The 15,248-nt window shown below is 39.7% G+C and carries 12 protein-coding genes and 1 CRISPR repeat array; of the genes, 4 read left to right on the forward strand and 8 right to left on the reverse strand.

The genetic code is table 11. The annotated features are described in order from the left end of the window. Positions 1–2: 2 nt before the first annotated feature. Positions 3–290 (reverse strand): hypothetical protein, encoded by a 288-nt coding sequence (locus KV40_RS09155; protein ID WP_036480145.1) that lies wholly within the window; start codon positions 288–290, stop codon positions 3–5. Positions 291–336: 46 nt separating this feature from the next. On the opposite strand from KV40_RS09155, the gene KV40_RS34845 reads away from it, so the two are divergent. Continuing rightward, positions 337–1,803: a hypothetical protein gene (locus tag KV40_RS34845; protein ID WP_156113997.1), complete on the forward strand. Its 1,467-nt coding sequence runs from the start codon at positions 337–339 to the stop codon at positions 1,801–1,803. Between the two features lie 122 nt (positions 1,804–1,925). Then, entirely contained in the window at positions 1,926–3,344 is a 1,419-nt protein-coding gene (locus KV40_RS09165) for an NCS2 family permease (protein WP_052055496.1), read from the forward strand. 176 nt (positions 3,345–3,520) lie between these two features. Here the strand turns inward: KV40_RS09165 and KV40_RS09170 are convergent, their stop codons facing one another. Together KV40_RS09170 and KV40_RS09175 are read right to left on the reverse strand one after the other, a co-directional pair. After that, entirely contained in the window at positions 3,521–5,047 is a 1,527-nt protein-coding gene (locus KV40_RS09170; protein WP_052055497.1) for a nucleoside hydrolase, read from the reverse strand. 546 nt (positions 5,048–5,593) lie between these two features. Next, a complete protein-coding gene (locus KV40_RS09175; protein WP_172657259.1) occupies positions 5,594–6,658 on the reverse strand; it encodes an NYN domain-containing protein in 1,065 nt (354 codons plus the stop codon). 789 nt (positions 6,659–7,447) lie between these two features. Next, a CRISPR array of direct repeats spans positions 7,448–7,737; the repeat unit is 36 nt; unit sequence GTTTCTCTTTTATAGAGAACCTAATTGAATGGAAAC. Positions 7,738–7,842: 105 nt separating this feature from the next. On the opposite strand from KV40_RS09175, the gene KV40_RS09180 reads away from it, so the two are divergent. Continuing rightward, positions 7,843–8,196 (forward strand): DUF6717 family protein, encoded by a 354-nt coding sequence (locus KV40_RS09180; protein WP_036480150.1) that lies wholly within the window; start codon positions 7,843–7,845, stop codon positions 8,194–8,196. Positions 8,197–8,296: 100 nt separating this feature from the next. Here KV40_RS09180 and cas1 read toward each other — a convergent pair whose 3' ends face one another. Both cas1 and csx18 read right to left on the reverse strand, forming a co-directional pair. Next, entirely contained in the window at positions 8,297–9,298 is a 1,002-nt protein-coding gene (gene cas1, locus KV40_RS09185) for a CRISPR-associated endonuclease Cas1 (RefSeq protein ID WP_036480152.1), read from the reverse strand. After that, a complete protein-coding gene (gene csx18 / locus KV40_RS09190) occupies positions 9,295–9,582 on the reverse strand; it encodes a CRISPR-associated protein Csx18 (RefSeq protein ID WP_036480154.1) in 288 nt (95 codons plus the stop codon). The genes cas1 and csx18 overlap by 4 nt, the downstream gene beginning before the upstream one ends. A gap of 256 nt (positions 9,583–9,838) precedes the next feature. Here csx18 and KV40_RS09195 point away from each other — a divergent pair, with 256 nt between their 5' ends. Next, entirely contained in the window at positions 9,839–11,002 is a 1,164-nt protein-coding gene (locus KV40_RS09195; protein WP_052055498.1) for a YafY family protein, read from the forward strand. Between the two features lie 51 nt (positions 11,003–11,053). On the opposite strand, the gene KV40_RS09200 is transcribed toward KV40_RS09195, so the two are convergent. The 3 genes from KV40_RS09200 to KV40_RS36155 are packed head-to-tail and all read right to left on the reverse strand — an operon-like array spanning position 11,054 to position 15,237. Next, positions 11,054–14,080 carry an AAA family ATPase gene (locus KV40_RS09200; protein ID WP_036480156.1) on the reverse strand — a complete coding sequence of 1,009 codons (3,027 nt, stop codon included), beginning with the start codon at positions 14,078–14,080 and terminating at the stop codon, positions 11,054–11,056. Continuing rightward, on the reverse strand, positions 14,067–15,065 hold the full coding sequence (locus KV40_RS09205) for an exonuclease SbcCD subunit D C-terminal domain-containing protein (RefSeq protein WP_216595570.1): 999 nt from the start codon (positions 15,063–15,065) through the stop codon (positions 14,067–14,069). The genes KV40_RS09200 and KV40_RS09205 overlap by 14 nt, the downstream gene beginning before the upstream one ends. After that, positions 15,025–15,237: an exonuclease subunit SbcD gene (locus tag KV40_RS36155; protein ID WP_216595571.1), complete on the reverse strand. Its 213-nt coding sequence runs from the start codon at positions 15,235–15,237 to the stop codon at positions 15,025–15,027. The genes KV40_RS09205 and KV40_RS36155 overlap by 41 nt, the downstream gene beginning before the upstream one ends. Positions 15,238–15,248 lie beyond the last annotated feature (11 nt).

The following is a 15,248-nucleotide window of genomic DNA, read 5'->3' on the forward strand; positions in this document are numbered from 1 at the left end:
CCCTATTCACCATACAGCGATCTAATAAGCGATCGCTTGGCTGCGCCCATAGGTTCTATTAGAGTAAAGTCACTAATTTGAGTGTCCTTAGATACTGAAGTTAGCTCCAGATTAATACATCTTTGCAAATGTTCGACTTTTCTGGATACAGATATTTCTCTGACTAATGAATTAGCAAGGGAACACTGTCCTCTGACAAGCAATCGAGTTAACCAGTTTGGAGGTTGGGGTGCAGTTATATATTCGGGTAATTGTTCCCAGCGTCGATAATTTTCCCAATTTTTTTGCATATTGTTCTTATAAAGTAGCTAAAGTTACTGAAAATATTTTTGTTCTGTGAATATTCTATCTAATTTATTTAGTTCGTTGTCCAGATTGGGACTATTTTGGTTATTAATCTTGCTTTGCATGGGTTTTTTAATTGCTCCAGCAAGAGCGATCGAGCTAGACTCGATTCCTGCTCGAATTATGGTGACAACCACTAACGATATTGGTCGGGGTTCTTTGCGAGAGGCGATCGACCTAGCCAATCGGTATCCAGATGATAATGTTATCGATCTCAGTCAAGTCAGCGGCGCGATCGCCCTGAACTCTCCCCTACCCAAAATTTGTAGCAATTTAGCGATCGTCGGTGATGGCAACGATGTTATTAGTGGTAACGATCTCTATCGGGTGCTTTACATAGAACGCGGAGAAGTAAGCATTAGCAAACTATCTATTAGCAACGGTCTGGCAAAAGGAGAAGACGGACGTAACGGTAGTGGTGCGGGGGCAGGAATGGGAGGCGGAATATTTATCGACGATGGAACGGTTATTTTAAGCGAGGTTACTTTTACTAATAATCGGGCAGTTGGAGGAGATGGATGGGAAGAGAAAAGACTAGAAACTACGGCTTTTAACAGCCATATTAGTGAAGATAACCATCATTTTCGCGTCAATCGTGGGGCAACATCGGAAATTAATGGCATTGGTATTAATAATTTAGCCGCGCTTCCCTTACGAGAACGAGAGGTGGATATAGCCACTGACAGTAACAAATATAAGGTCAATCGCGGGGCAGTAGCAGGAGTCAATGGCATCGGAGTGAACGGTATTGGCAGCATTGTTTTTGGCGGTGGCGGTGGTTTTGGAGGCTTTGGTAATGCTGGTAATGGCGGCAATGGCGGCAATGGCGGTAGCGAAGGAGGAAACGGCGGCAATGGTGGTGATGGAGGAAATGGGGGAACTGGGATATTTGGCAGTTTTGGTTTAATGGACGATAGAGGCAGCATCGGAACGGTTGTCTTCAGTGGAGGCGGTGGTTTTGGAGGCTTTGGCAATGCTGGTAATGGCGGCAATGGCGGCAATTTTGTTGTGAGTGGTAATGGCGGTAATGGCGGTAATGGCGGTGACGGTGGTTTTGGCGGTGGCGGAGGCAGTGGAGGTTTTGGCGGCAGTGGCGCAATCGCTGGTAAAACGGGACGAGGAGGAAGAAGCGGTTTTGGCGGTAGCGATGGTGGAGTTGGTTATAGCGGTAGTGGTGCTGGTTTGGGTGGTGGAATTTTTATCCGTTCTGGTAAGTTAATTCTATCTAAAACTATATTTACCCATAATCAGGCAATTGGTGGTAAAGGTATTGATTCTGGTTGGGGAAAAGGTGGTGCTATGTTTATCGTTACCGAAACTCTGGCTAGACAAAGTGGCGATCGCCCTCCTCAAGTAGTATCTTTAGGAGCGCTGCCAAAATTCAATCATAATCTTGCCGATGCTAGTAACTTTTCTAATGATGAAGTTGATGTTTATGGGAAAATCTCGCTTCAGTAATAGAAAATTGGATCTAGGTTTTAGTTTTGACTTTTAACTTTTGACTGTATGCAATGTTTCAGAATAAATACTGTATCGAGGATATCTTAATTAAATAATTATTAAATAATGAGGTATTTACTATGAGTCGGAAACCTTCACCTACTCCGACTAAAACGAAATCCGAGCTAGACGCATCATCAACTAGTTCGAGTGGCATAGCTGGTTTCTTTGGCTTCGATCGCCTGGAAACGAATTTCCGCACCGAAGTTTTGGCAGGGGTTACGACATTTGTAACTATGGCTTACATTTTAGCTGTAAATCCAGATATTCTCTCCAACGCTATCTTTTTACAAGAGTCGGGAGATTTATTTGGTGAGTTGGTTTTTGCTACGGCAATTTCTGCGGCGATCGCTACCCTGATAATGGGACTCTACGCTAAGTATCCTTTTGCCCTGGCACCAGGTATGGGTATCAATGCTTACTTTGCTTTTTCGGTAGTCTTGGGCTTGGGAATAGACTGGCGTGTGGCTTTAGCGGCAGTATTTATCGAGGGACTGATTTTTATAGTCATGTCCCTATCAAAGATACGTAGTCGCATCGTCGCTGCCATACCAGACTGTCTCAAACACGCCACTGCTTCAGGTATAGGTTTATTTATTGCCTATATTGCTCTGACCAGTAATTCAGGAATTATCGTTACCAGTGAGACTACCACTACGACGTTGGGTAATATAGCCGCTCCTAATACCCTCATGGCGATCGCAGGTATTTTAATTACTGCCGCATTTGTAGCGCGAAGAGTCAAGGGTGCATTGCTAATTGGTATTTTTGCAACTGCCTTACTAGGCTGGATTTTAGGAGTTGCCCCCTGGCCTCAAGGTATTGTTGGTTTCCCCTCCTTTCCCGTCAATATTGCAGGACAGGCTTTTGTCGGGTTGAGTCAGGTATTTCAAAACAATATTTGGAACTTGCTAGCAGTAATATTTGTTTTCTTATTTGTCGATACTTTCGATACCGTAGGAACCCTGACAGGAGTTGGTGTTAAGGCTGGTTTTGTCGATGAACAAGGAGAACTACCCCATGCTGAAAAAGCATTTATGGCAGATGCGGTAGGAACCACTGCTGGTGCGGCTTTAGGCACCTCTACTGTCGCTACCTACATCGAGTCTGCGGCTGGCGTATCTGAAGGGGGACGCAGTGGTTTAACTGCTGTGGTTGCAGCAATTTTATTTGCTCTGGCAATCTTTTTTACCCCTCTACTTTCGGCTATTCCTCCTTTTGCTACCGCACCAGTATTATTAATTGTGGGAGTTTTGATGGCGGGTAGCATTACCGAAATTAACTGGAACGATCCTGCCGAATCGATACCTTCTTTTCTAACTATTTTGTTTATTCCCCTCAGTTTTTCAATCGCCGAAGGTTTAGCTGTTGGCTTTATTAGTTATCCCCTGCTTAAAACCTTTCAGGGTAAAGCTCACGAAACCGATTTTGCCGTCTGGATTTTAGCAGCAATATTTTTGCTGAGATTCGTCTTTTTGGCTTTAGAAATTGGCGCGTAAAAAACAAACTGATGATGAGTTGTCTGACGCGATCGCAAATACATTTAACGTAGATAAATAGATGGGTGTAATTAAATATAAAACACTCAGTACCAATAGCCTATCGCGATCGCATCATGAATTTTGTCTTAATACCTTTCCGCAATATTTATCTGGCTAGTATGCAGGGTACAAGCTCAAGCAAAAACTATGTCAGACTCACTAATTTGAGTCGCTTCCACATTAGCAAGTACGGCTAAATCTGTATTAAAAGCACGAATAATAGTGTTGTTGCCATCGGCGACAAATTTTAAAGTATCGAAGTCGAGGCTGGTATTGGCAAAACCAATTACATCTCCCTCGGAACTCTTAAAATCTGTAATCACGTTTGGCTTAGTCGGAAAGCTACCTTCCTCAGAAAGAATCCAAAATTGGTCGGCACCTACTCCACCAGTAACTAAATTATTGCTTCCCGTACCGATAAAAAATGTATCTTTTCCCAAATTGCCAATAAGACGATTATTACTACCAGCTAATAAAATATCGTCGCCACCCCCTGCATAAATACGGTTGTGCCCAAAAGCTAGAGAGGCATCGATTAAGTCGTCACCGCTACCTGCAAACAAAATATCGTTATTGCCATCAAAATCGCTATTTAGTTCGCTTGAATCAATTAAGTCATCGCCAACGCTGCCAAAAACCGTTTCAATTGATTCGTCTACTGTAGGAAGCTCTTCTAAATAGGAAAATACTTCATCCGCAGTAAAGCTAAGGTTGTCAAAGCTAGGATCTAAAGATACCAGAGTATTAGGCGGTAAATCGGGAACGGCTATGGTTTCACCTTGGGTATCCCCTGGGGCAGATTCGGTATCGATATCAAGGTGTAAAGGAGTTTCGGGTGAGAACTTGGGTTCGCTGAGGTTAATTGCAGCAACTAAATCCCAAACGGGGTTAGGATCGTTACCGCTTTGGATGACTTCCAGGGCATAATTTAAAAACTCCGCAGCAATAGTACTTTCAGGAGTACCCGTGTCTAACCAGGCTTGGTAATCTTGGAGATCGAATTCAATTTGGTTGGTCGCATCGAGGGGAGTAAGCTGTATTTTTAATCCCTTTTCTCCAGCGTCAAATACTTCTTGGGCGGCTACAGGATCGACCCAAGTGTTAAACTCGGCATCAGTATTGGTAGAATAAGGCGGCTCTGGCAGTACGGGCAAATTTCCCTCGGTAAATACAGCCCCACCCATGATTTGAACTATTTCAATATTGTCAATTATACTCGGCTCGCGGCGCAAAGCTTCAGCTATATTAGTCAGAGTACCAGTTGCTAAAATCGCCACTGGTTCGGGGGAATTTTGAATGGTATCGATAATTAAATCTACCGCATCTTCTGTAGCAACGTCTGGTGTTTCCTCTGGTAAAGAAACATACGGCGACCAAAAAGTGTCGGCACCATCGCGGATAAAGTTGGGAAATTGATTATTACCTTCTAATGGAGTCGATCGCCCTACGCCAACGGGAACTTCTAGATCGTCCAAACGCTTCAGCATTTTTAGTAGGTTATCTTCAAAAATTTCGGGACGAGCAATTCCTTGAGCGATGGTAATAGCTTTGACATCAAATTGAGGATTCGCCAGCATATATGCTACTGCGGTCATTCCATCTTGGCTACCATCATCGTCGATAATTAGAGGAGTTGGCTCGGCATAATTGGTAATTGTCATTGTGAAATCTATAAATGTAGCGAGTTGAGTTGTAAATATGCTTAATTCTTAGTTGCTTACTATGGAACAAAACAATTTTGTATACTGTATGCAATGTTTCAGAATTAAAATTTTATTGAAGTTAATTAATTAAAAACTATTAATCGCTACGCAATAGAATATATAGCTTAATACCCAAAGCTAGAAGGCAAGCAGAACTGTCGATTGCCACACTGAATGTCGTCTTGACAAATAGTTTGTCTTCTCCTGTCAATCTCTAAAAACCTCAATTAGAAAAGATTATAAGCTTTTTTATGGCGGTCAAGTGTCTAAAGTCATGGTTGACAAATTGATTGTCCGATCTTCAACATTTGACAAATTGATTGTCCAAATTCACAAACAGGGTAAAAATCATAAGAGGATAAGTTTAGAGTATCTCAATAATATTTGCATCGATCGCGATATTTTGTTTCAAAAGAATAGCGATCGCTCGTTGTAACCAATAATAATCGGGAACTTGTAGCGATCGCTAGATGAAAATCAAATATTACTGATGCTCGCGTTAAATTAGGCAGCGTCTAAATCTGTATTACGAGAGATCGAGTTTCTAACTGCATCGAGATCGACAAATCGATCTGCTAAAAGCTGCAATCTATTACTGACAGAGTCTCGCGAAGCAATAACTGTTACCTCCACATCACGTTGCTTGATTTCTTCGATGAGAGGATAAAAGTCACCGTCGCCACTGATTAAAATAAGGCGATCGCCTGGTTTGACTTCTTTTAAAATATCGATACAGATTTGGAGATCGTCACCAACGGTTTTAAAGGCACCTTCTGGACGAGGGACTCTAGGCAAACAAGTAACTCGATAATTTAGATTTCGTAAGTGAGAATGCAGTTCGATGTTTTTACTTTGGGGACAAACGCCATCATAAAAATTGAGTTTGATTTTGCCGTTGGATGGCATCAAATATGCTTTTAAAGCTCTATAGTTTATTTTTGTGTTATGGGTAGAGCATTTAAAATTGTTGCCATCAAAGTAAGCATGAGTAGTTGGCTGTTCGTCAATTAAAATTTTGGTTATTTTTTGAGACTTAGATGAAGAATAAGATTTATTGTTTGATTTTTGCTTTTTTACATTGTCTTTTTCGAGCTTTTTTACTCGATGCTCTTGTCTATCTAACTGCGATCGCATATTAGTTTGCTGTTTTTCTTGCGCTTTAAGCTGCTGCTTATTTTTATCGATCGCTTTGAAGTGTTTTTCTAGTTTAGTTTCAATTTGCTGCGATCGCTTGGAAAAATTTTCTATTGCTGCCGTATAGCTATCTGATGTACCGACGCGACCTTCAAGTTCTTGATATTTGTTATCAAGTTCATTTTTAGTATTCTCAAGCGATCGCGATGTGTTGTCAATTTTTTCATATACATTGTTTTGCCAATTGGCGAACTCATTTTTTGTAGTAAAGCGATCGAGTTTTTCATCTATTGCCTGTTGTTTGACTATGCAAGTAAAAAGCAGTGTACCAATGCTCAAATCTTTCATTGATGAATTTTGAGTAACTGCACCTGAAATAAAGAATGTTCCAGCAAGGGCAAAGATAACGTTAGTAATAAATTTAGTAGTTTTCATAGTAGTTAGTGAATAGAGAATAGGGAATAGAAAAGCAATAGAGTGATATTTCGCTTTAGCTTCTTTCATTTCCTTCTGCATACAAATGTAACCGACTTGTCTTTGACAAACTACCTAATGAAAATATTCACTCTAAAAAAATATCTCTATAAAAATCCATTCTCTACAATGCTTTGAGTTTTTGTTATACGTATTACTCAATATTTTCTTTTTTTGTTTACTTCACACAAAAAAAGCGATCGCTTTTTGAGCGGCGATCGACATCTTTAAAATAACGATGAATGGTGAACGATTAATGCGGAATTAAAGACAAAAATTCATTATTCCTAATTCATCATTGATTACTTCGTTTCTATTCAATTGAGTTCTCCTTAGAAGAGAAATTGCAAAGTACACCTAACAGCAATAAAAGGTTATTATGACTACTCAAGTTTCCATTCAATTAGGTTCTCCGTAGAGGAGAAACTCTTTATCCGAACAAAATAAAGAAGAAAGTTTATGTCATCTTTCTCAAGTAAAAACTTGGGGTGTCGGTAATGAGCTTACAAAACCTCCTACTTCGATAATTGTTTGATTTTTTGATGGATTTATTTTTATTGAATGAAAAATTTGCGAGGGATAGCCAAAATCGCGGTAACTATATTAGTCTCGTTCTGAGCCTCGATATATTACTGTATAAGGCTTTAGAGATTTTGAAAATTGGAAAATCGCTTATTACAGATTCCTGTTTTTCTGAGCCTCGCAAACCTTTTCTCGACATCAGACCAGATCTGGGTTTCAATGGAGGGAGTTTCTCTTTTATAGAGAACCTAATTGAATGGAAACTTGACCGATAAAGCTATTTTTTGCCTGTACTTTTTTTAGGTAAGCATCGTTTCTCTTTTATAGAGAACCTAATTGAATGGAAACACCCTGACGTTTAGCCCAGATTGCCTGAATGGGTGAGCGCTCGGGGTCTACGAAGTTTCTCTTTTATAGAGAACCTAATTGAATGGAAACTTGATTTTGATATTGTTGTTGTTGACTCATTTTCTTTTGCCTATGTTCCTCTTTTATAGAGAGCCTAATTGAATGGAAACTAAGTATTTAATGATGAATACGGAAATGATTTAAAACTCCTAATTCATCATTCATACTTTATCGTTATCAAAAATTATTATCTAATCAATTTACAGACAATAGTTATGAACAATTCCTTAATGGTAATCTTTCCCTATAGATTGCATGACACCTGGGTTTTTGATGACTCGGCAGTAGGTTTACAGCAAGAACCCTTTGTTAACGGTATACCAGAAATTATCGATCTTTTAGTTGAAAACAAAAATATTGCCAATGCCGAACAAGGCTTTAAACTAATATTTTCTCAAACTCCCTTTCCTGGCTGCGACTTAGAATTAGATTGGCGGTCAGAAGAATACGGTGGCAACTGGTATTACTGCCAACAATACGATCGCGAAGGTTGGTTGTGTCCTGCTTTGTTTAAATACTTCGATCGCGCCCCGCAAAAAATTTACTGTCAGGCAGAAGCGGTTAAATAAATTATGAATAAAGAACGATGAATCAGAATTAAAAACAAAATTCATCATTCATAGTTCATATTTCATTAATAATAAAAATGTCTATTCTATTCCCTACTCCCTACCTAATCGAATAAGGACGATAAAGCTGCGTTGGTTGATAGACAAACTGCTTGTATAACCTCACCTGCTGCATCAAAATATGCCATCGAGGTTGATTTTCACCCAAATTGGTTTGTACTTCTTCTTCCATACGCTGAATAAAAGCTTTTAGATATTTCTTGCGTCCAGAATTGTTGAGATAGCAACCGCCATCATGATAGGTAAAGTCATCTTCAACTTTCATTATTCTACGATTAACTAAGTACAAAACTAAAGAATCGACAATTGGGGCGCGAAACTCTTCGATTAAATCTGAAGCTAAAGCAGCGTGGCGATCGCTTGCCCGATGCAAACAAGCCTGATAGGGATCGAGTTGCTGTAGTTCAATGATGGCTAAAAGATGATTCCACAACACCTGATAGCCAAAACTCAACATCGCATTGACGGGATTTCCAGGGGGGCGACGGCGACGGGCGACAAACACAAAATCAGAATTTGTAATAGTTTCGCCATAAGCAGAAAAATAATTAGCTGCTGCTGCACCCTCACAACCAATAAGTCGTTCGAGACTTTCTACACGACCTGCTTTAGAAATCAGATATTCTAAGTTCAGTATAGTTTGGGCTACAGTTGCCGATTCTCGTTTTCGTTGCTGTCTTTGTAGCCAAACACGACTATTTTTATTTTTAAGCTTACCAATGACTATTTCTCTGGCTACTGCCAATCTTTCAGCAAATGATAGCTGTTGTTGATAGCGAGATAGCTGGCGGTATCCTCTGGCTAAAGGTAAAATTCGCCCGTAACAATAACCCATACGAGAGAGATAGACAATCGGAATATCTTGCCGAATACAAGCTTTAATTGCTTGTGTAGTTACTTGCGAGTTGCCAAAAACTAATATCTGTTCGATTAACGGTATCTGGATCTCCTGCAAAATATTCTGCTTGCGCTTAACTATCAAAGTCTCTTTATTTAGATAAACGTAACAGCCTTGTTGGGAAATATAGAGACTTTTCCTCAATAAATTCTTTTTTGTATCTCAGAGGAACGTTGTGTATGGCTTAAATCGTTATCAAAGTGAGGTGCAGAAAATCTATTTTGGCGTGACGGAGATATCGACAGCCAAGAGACAACCATATCGGCAAAAACACCGACAAAAAAGCTAGCTACAGTTACAAAAAAAGTGTTGCCGACTACCGCAGCTAAACCTAAAGGTGCAATTAATAATAAAGTTAGAGTAATCGCTCCGTTGGTAATAGCAGTCGCCAAATTTCTTACTACGGCAGCACGAGTTGATATATACATGAATAAAAGTTTTTATAGTTAAATACAGCACTAATTTAGCCAGTTTTTCAAAGCTTTTCTCGTAAATCCCGATATTTACTCAAGCAATAATTTAAAACCCAAACTTATAATTAGACTTGGTTATTGTTACTAGAGAGCCAAATTTAACAAATATTTTCTTTCAATTGACTCAAAAAAAATCTCCTGAAGATCTAAGATCGAGGATTGAAAATTCTCTGTCCCTCATTCCCCATTCCCCATTCCCCATTCCCAAAAAATGAACCTCTCTCCAAAAATAAACCGCTATGATAGTCCACAGTCTTTAGAAAGATTGTTACTGCTAATTACTACTTTGATTAAATATCCTGGTATTGGTTGTGCCGACCCAGATCGTACTCTTAACGGCAAACATCACAACGCTTTAGAGTTGGTTCGAGACAAACTAAGAGAAATAGCTGCATCGCTACAAATTGAGCTACCAGATAATTATCCTGCAATACCGACTATTCGCAAAGATTTAGAATTACTTAAAGACTATGAAATTTTAGATCGTAGAATGTATCGCTGGGGTTATTACTTGGGTACGGGAGTAATGAATAAGCGAGAACTAAAAGCGGCTTTTAACGCTCTAGAGTCTCAGGCAATATATCAGGGAGATCCCGAACTGAGGAAAATTTATCACACACTTAAGCGCAGAATGAAAGGGTTTGAGTTTGGCGATCGCCAAGACTTTTTTTATCCCGTCAGACAACACCTCAACCGCGCCATCAACTATACCGATCCTCAAGAAATGATGAAAAAGGGAAAATATCAACACACCTTATTTCATCAAATAGAAACACTCGAAAATGCCATTATCAAAGGACAGGCGATCGAGCTTTTTCGCGATCGCGATCCCTATCAGCAAGAGCAACTTGGATTTGTCTCTGTCTACCCTTTACAGCTAATTTATTACGATATTGCCTGGTATTTAATTTATGAAGACTATCGCGATTGCACTTTATCGGTAGAAAGAATCGATCGCTTTAAAGACCATCTCAAGATTATTACCTCTGAAGGTAGAAACGTTAGCGAACAAAAAACCAGTCTCGACAATGCTCACAAGCTTCTAAAAAATGGTTGGGGATTATATTTGGGCAATGCCGAGGAGCAACAACGAGAATTACAGGGAAAACTAGATTTACTCGATTTTAAAGTACGTTTCTATCCTCCCGTAAACAGATTTATAGCGGAAGGTGAGCTACGACATCCACGACAGAGTATAAAAAAACACAAGGAAGAATATCTAGATTATTCAGTCAAATTACCACCGCGATCGCTCAAAGAGTTCGGCATTTGGGTCAATAAATATCTCGACTGCGCTATGGTCTTATCTCCTCCCAAACTAGTTGAAGAACATCGTAATAAGGCTTTAGCTTTAGCAAAAAGATATGGTTTTTAAAAGGAATAGGGAAAATAGGGAACAGGGAATGGGGAATAGAAAATAATAATCCTAGCAAAGTTCTACCCGCAAATTCGATCCTAGTTGTGACTTTTGAACTTTAATTTGGGTAAATTGCTCGGCTAAGGCTGGAATATGAGTAATTACACCAATTAAACGATCTTGCTGTCGCAAAGATTCTAGTGTGCGCGTAACTATATCTAATGTCTCGCGATCGAGCGTTCCAAAACCTTCGTCTAAGAAAAGACAACCAATTTCAGCACCCATCGATAATTTTTCGGATAAGGAGAGAGCCATTGACAGAGAAGCGGCAAAAGTTTCCCCTCCTGATAGAGTCCGAATTCCGCGCATTTCGCCAGCATTCCAATTATCTTCAACGCGATATTCTCCATTTTCTATTTTTAAAGCGTAACGAGAATCAGTTAAATCCTGTAAAAGCACGGTGGCACGAGTTACTAACTCTCTTTCTAAATGCTCTAGGATAAATGCCTGAAAATGGTTGGTTTGAAGATCGCGAGCTAAAGTTTGATAGATGTGTTCTTGCTGTTTGACTTGTTGCTGGCGTTCTAGCAAGTCTTGACTTTGCTGCTGTTTGGTGGCTGCATTTTTTAGCCAAATTTCTAATTCTATTTTTTGTTCTCGTGATTCTTCTAATTTTTTCTCTGCTAGTTGTTTGGCTTCGCGTCTCTTAGTTAAACTAGCTTCATCAGTAGTGCGATCGCCAATATTATCTTTAATTTCTCGAACACGGCTGGTTGCTTCAATTTTTTGCTGTGTGTAAGATGCGATCTCTTTTTGCCATTCTTGTTGTTTGGTTTCAGTTACTAGTGCTTCTTTAAAGCTAATTTCAGTGAAGCTGTTATCGGCAAGTGCAACTTGCCATTGGGTTTCTAAATGCTCTTGTTGAGATTTTGTGTGAGCAAAGTTTTCATTGGAATTATTGTATGTAGTTTCTGCTTGAGTAAAGTGATTTTGCGCTTGGTTAAATTTAGCATCCGTTTCTTGCTTTTGCATTTTCCACTGATTTTTATCTCTTTCTAGCTCATGCTTGAGACTATCGTAAGTCTTACCATTGGTAACTTGATGAAGCTTATCTTGAATTTCAACAAGTAGTTGCTGACGATACTCTACTTCTGCATTTGCTGCATCCAATTCTTCACGAGCAGTTTCTATATTGTTCTGACAAAATTCTAAACTTTGCTCTGAACGCTCTAATTCTGCTTCAACCTTCTGTTTTTGAATCAATGCTTGCTGATAAGCTTTGTTTTGCTCTGAAAGACGTTTTTGCTCTTGTTTGAGAGCCTTGCTATCCCATACTTCGGCTTTTAAAATATCTGCGATCTGATTTTGAAACTTGGATAATTCTATTTGAGCTATTTTAAGCTCTTGCTGCAAGCTCGTTTCCTGTTTTTGTAGCGACTCTAGGCGCGTTATAATTTGAGTCAAAGTAGTTTGAGCTTGTTGGCAATTTTGACGAGTATTGTTAACGAACTTCTCTAAAGGTTTGAGTTCGATAATTTCGGCATCGGTTAAGAATGGCAGCAAATGAGCTTCGGGATATTTACCACCACAAACAGGACAGTCATCACCTGGATATAGTGCAGTGCGTAAAATAGCTGCATGGTTTTTTCGAGCGAAGCGATCGTTGCTAGCTTTCGCCTCTTCTAAACTTAACTCAGCCTCTTGTAACTTTACCTCAATAACTTCTAATTGTTCTAATGATGAAGTATGTTCGGACTGTAATTGTTGTTTTTCCTTAACAGTTCGATCTAGCTTTTCGCGGACTGTTTGCTCTTGACGAACAGCAGTTTCCCATTGAGGTATCAGGGGAACTACCATATCTAAAATTTCTAAACGAGAAGTATCTGGAGATGTTTGAGCAAGAGTATTATTAACTGTCTCTAGTTTTTTTTGAGCTTTGGTTACTGTTTCTCGTACCTGTCTAACTTCAACTTCTCGCTCTTGGCACTGCTTTGTCTTTTGCTGTAGTTTATTTTGTGCTTGGCTGAATTCTATTTTGGCTTGTCCCTCTTGTTGGCTATAGGCTTCAGCAGTTGCTAAATTTTGGCTTCTTCGGTCGAATTGAGCTTCTTTTTCACTAGCAATAGCTTGAAGGCAATCGCGGTTTTCTTGCTGTGTTTTCAATTCACTCTTGGCACGAGCTAATTTGTCAGTAGCATCCTGTAAATTATCTGACGTTTTGGTAAATCGCTGCCGAATATCTCGAACCCTATCCCAATCAGACTTAAGCCGATTTGCAGCTTGAGCTATTTTAAGTTTTTGTTTTAGCTTCTCGATTTCGGTTTCTTTGAGGTTTATCTGGGCTAAATTTTGCTGTAATTTCTCTAAGCGTCGAATTTGCTCTAATAATTTTTCTTCTTCTTCTAAAAGTTTGCCCGCGATCGCAACTTCTTCTGTCAATTGTGGAAGGTTTTGCTCTAATGTTTCAAGCTCGGTTTGGTTGGTTGTTATTTCTGCATCTGTGGGTAATTCTAGTCCTTCAATTTTTCCATTAATCTCGGCTAGTTTTATTTGAGCATTCTTGACGCGATCGCTGGCACGTTGACGCATTTCCTCGAAAATATTGAGTCCTCCCAAGTTTCGTAAAATTTCACGGCGTTTTGCTGCGCTTCCTTTGAGAAACTCATCGAACTGTCCTTGAGGAAGTACAATTACTCGCGTAAAGGTATCGAAGTCCATACCCAGAATATCTTCTACCGAGCGATCGCAACGTTGCCACTGTCCTTGTTCGAGGTGATCGAGTAAAAAATTTGTCTTGGTTCCGCTACGACGATCTTTCCAAGAACGAGTGATTTTATACTCTGTTTGCTTAAGTTGAAATTGAAACGAAACCTTTAAGCTTTGTTCGCCTTGACTGACTAATTCTGGAATATCTGCTTTGCGTGTAACTTTACCAGGTACTTTTTCGTAAAGAGCGTAAGTTATAGCATCGAGTAAAGAAGATTTCCCTGCTCCTGTAGCTCCAGTAATGGCAAACAGATCTAGTTCGGTAAAGTCTAATTCTTGCTTAGTACGAAAACTGGTAAATCCTTCAACGGTTAGTTTAATTGGACGCATCGCTTAACTCCTGATACAAATCATTAAATGCCCGTTTTACAGCAGGTTCGAGATTTTTTGCCGACTGCTCTTGGTAATAGCGAGCGAATTCTTCGGTGGGATTGAAAGTCTGATAATCGATTGATTCGGTTTGTCTTTCTACTGCCGTTTTGGTGTATTTCGGTTGAATAATTAAGGTTTGAGGACAAATTCGGCGCACGCGATCGCCTAACCCCATTTGCTGGGTTTCCATTTCGACAATAACTTTGAGATAGCCAGGATGTTGCCGATGCGCTGTCAAGATTTCATCTAAATTATTTTCGTTACAGTACAAAACTTTTAGAGGTTTATGGCAGGGAATTACTTTAAATTCGACTTTGGCAGGGCGATTGGGTTCGACGGTAACTAAATTAAAACCTTTTTCTTCTTCTGCTTCACCAAAATCGACCTGAATGAGCGAACCCGAATAGTAAGTGGGAGCGGCATTAGGAATTTGTTGCGGTTTGTGGATATGCCCTAAAGCTACATACTGAGCGACTGAAGGAATCGACCCTTCGGAAAGACTGTAAGCACCTTTCGTGTAGAAATCGACTTCTGAATGGGAAAGTTTGGCACTCTGTACGGTTAAATGCGCCATTATTACATTGACGCAGTTTTCTTCAAAGCTTTGAACTAATTGCTCGAATAGGTAACTAACAACTTTTTTGTAGTTTTGCTGTTGTTGTGAATCGCTTTTTTCCCAAAGTTCTTCAGCTTTGAGCAAACGACGCTCTGAAGCAAAGGGCATAGCAGCTACACAAAGTCTCCCGTTACGAGTATCTAGCTTAATAACCCCTCCCTGACTAGCTTTGCAAGGTCTTCCTAAAGCGCGAACTCCAACATGAGCCACAAGTTTAGCTATACCATCGATGCGGTTGGCAGAGTCATGATTACCTGCAATAACTACGGCAGGAATGTTGGCTTCTTTATAGTTGACAAAAAAAGTTGTAAGCAACCTGTTCGGCATCGGCGGTTGGGCTGGGAGTTTCAAAAATATCTCCTGCAACTAAAACCGCATCGACTTCTAAATCTTTTGCTTGTTCTAATAATTGGTCAAGTGCAAATTTTATTTCAGGAGTGCGATCGACTCCTCTAAGTTTTCTGCCTAAATGCCAGTCGGAAGTATGAATGAGACGCATAAAAAATTGTT

This window comes from Myxosarcina sp. GI1 (assembly GCF_000756305.1).
Classification (GTDB): domain Bacteria; phylum Cyanobacteriota; class Cyanobacteriia; order Cyanobacteriales; family Xenococcaceae; genus Myxosarcina.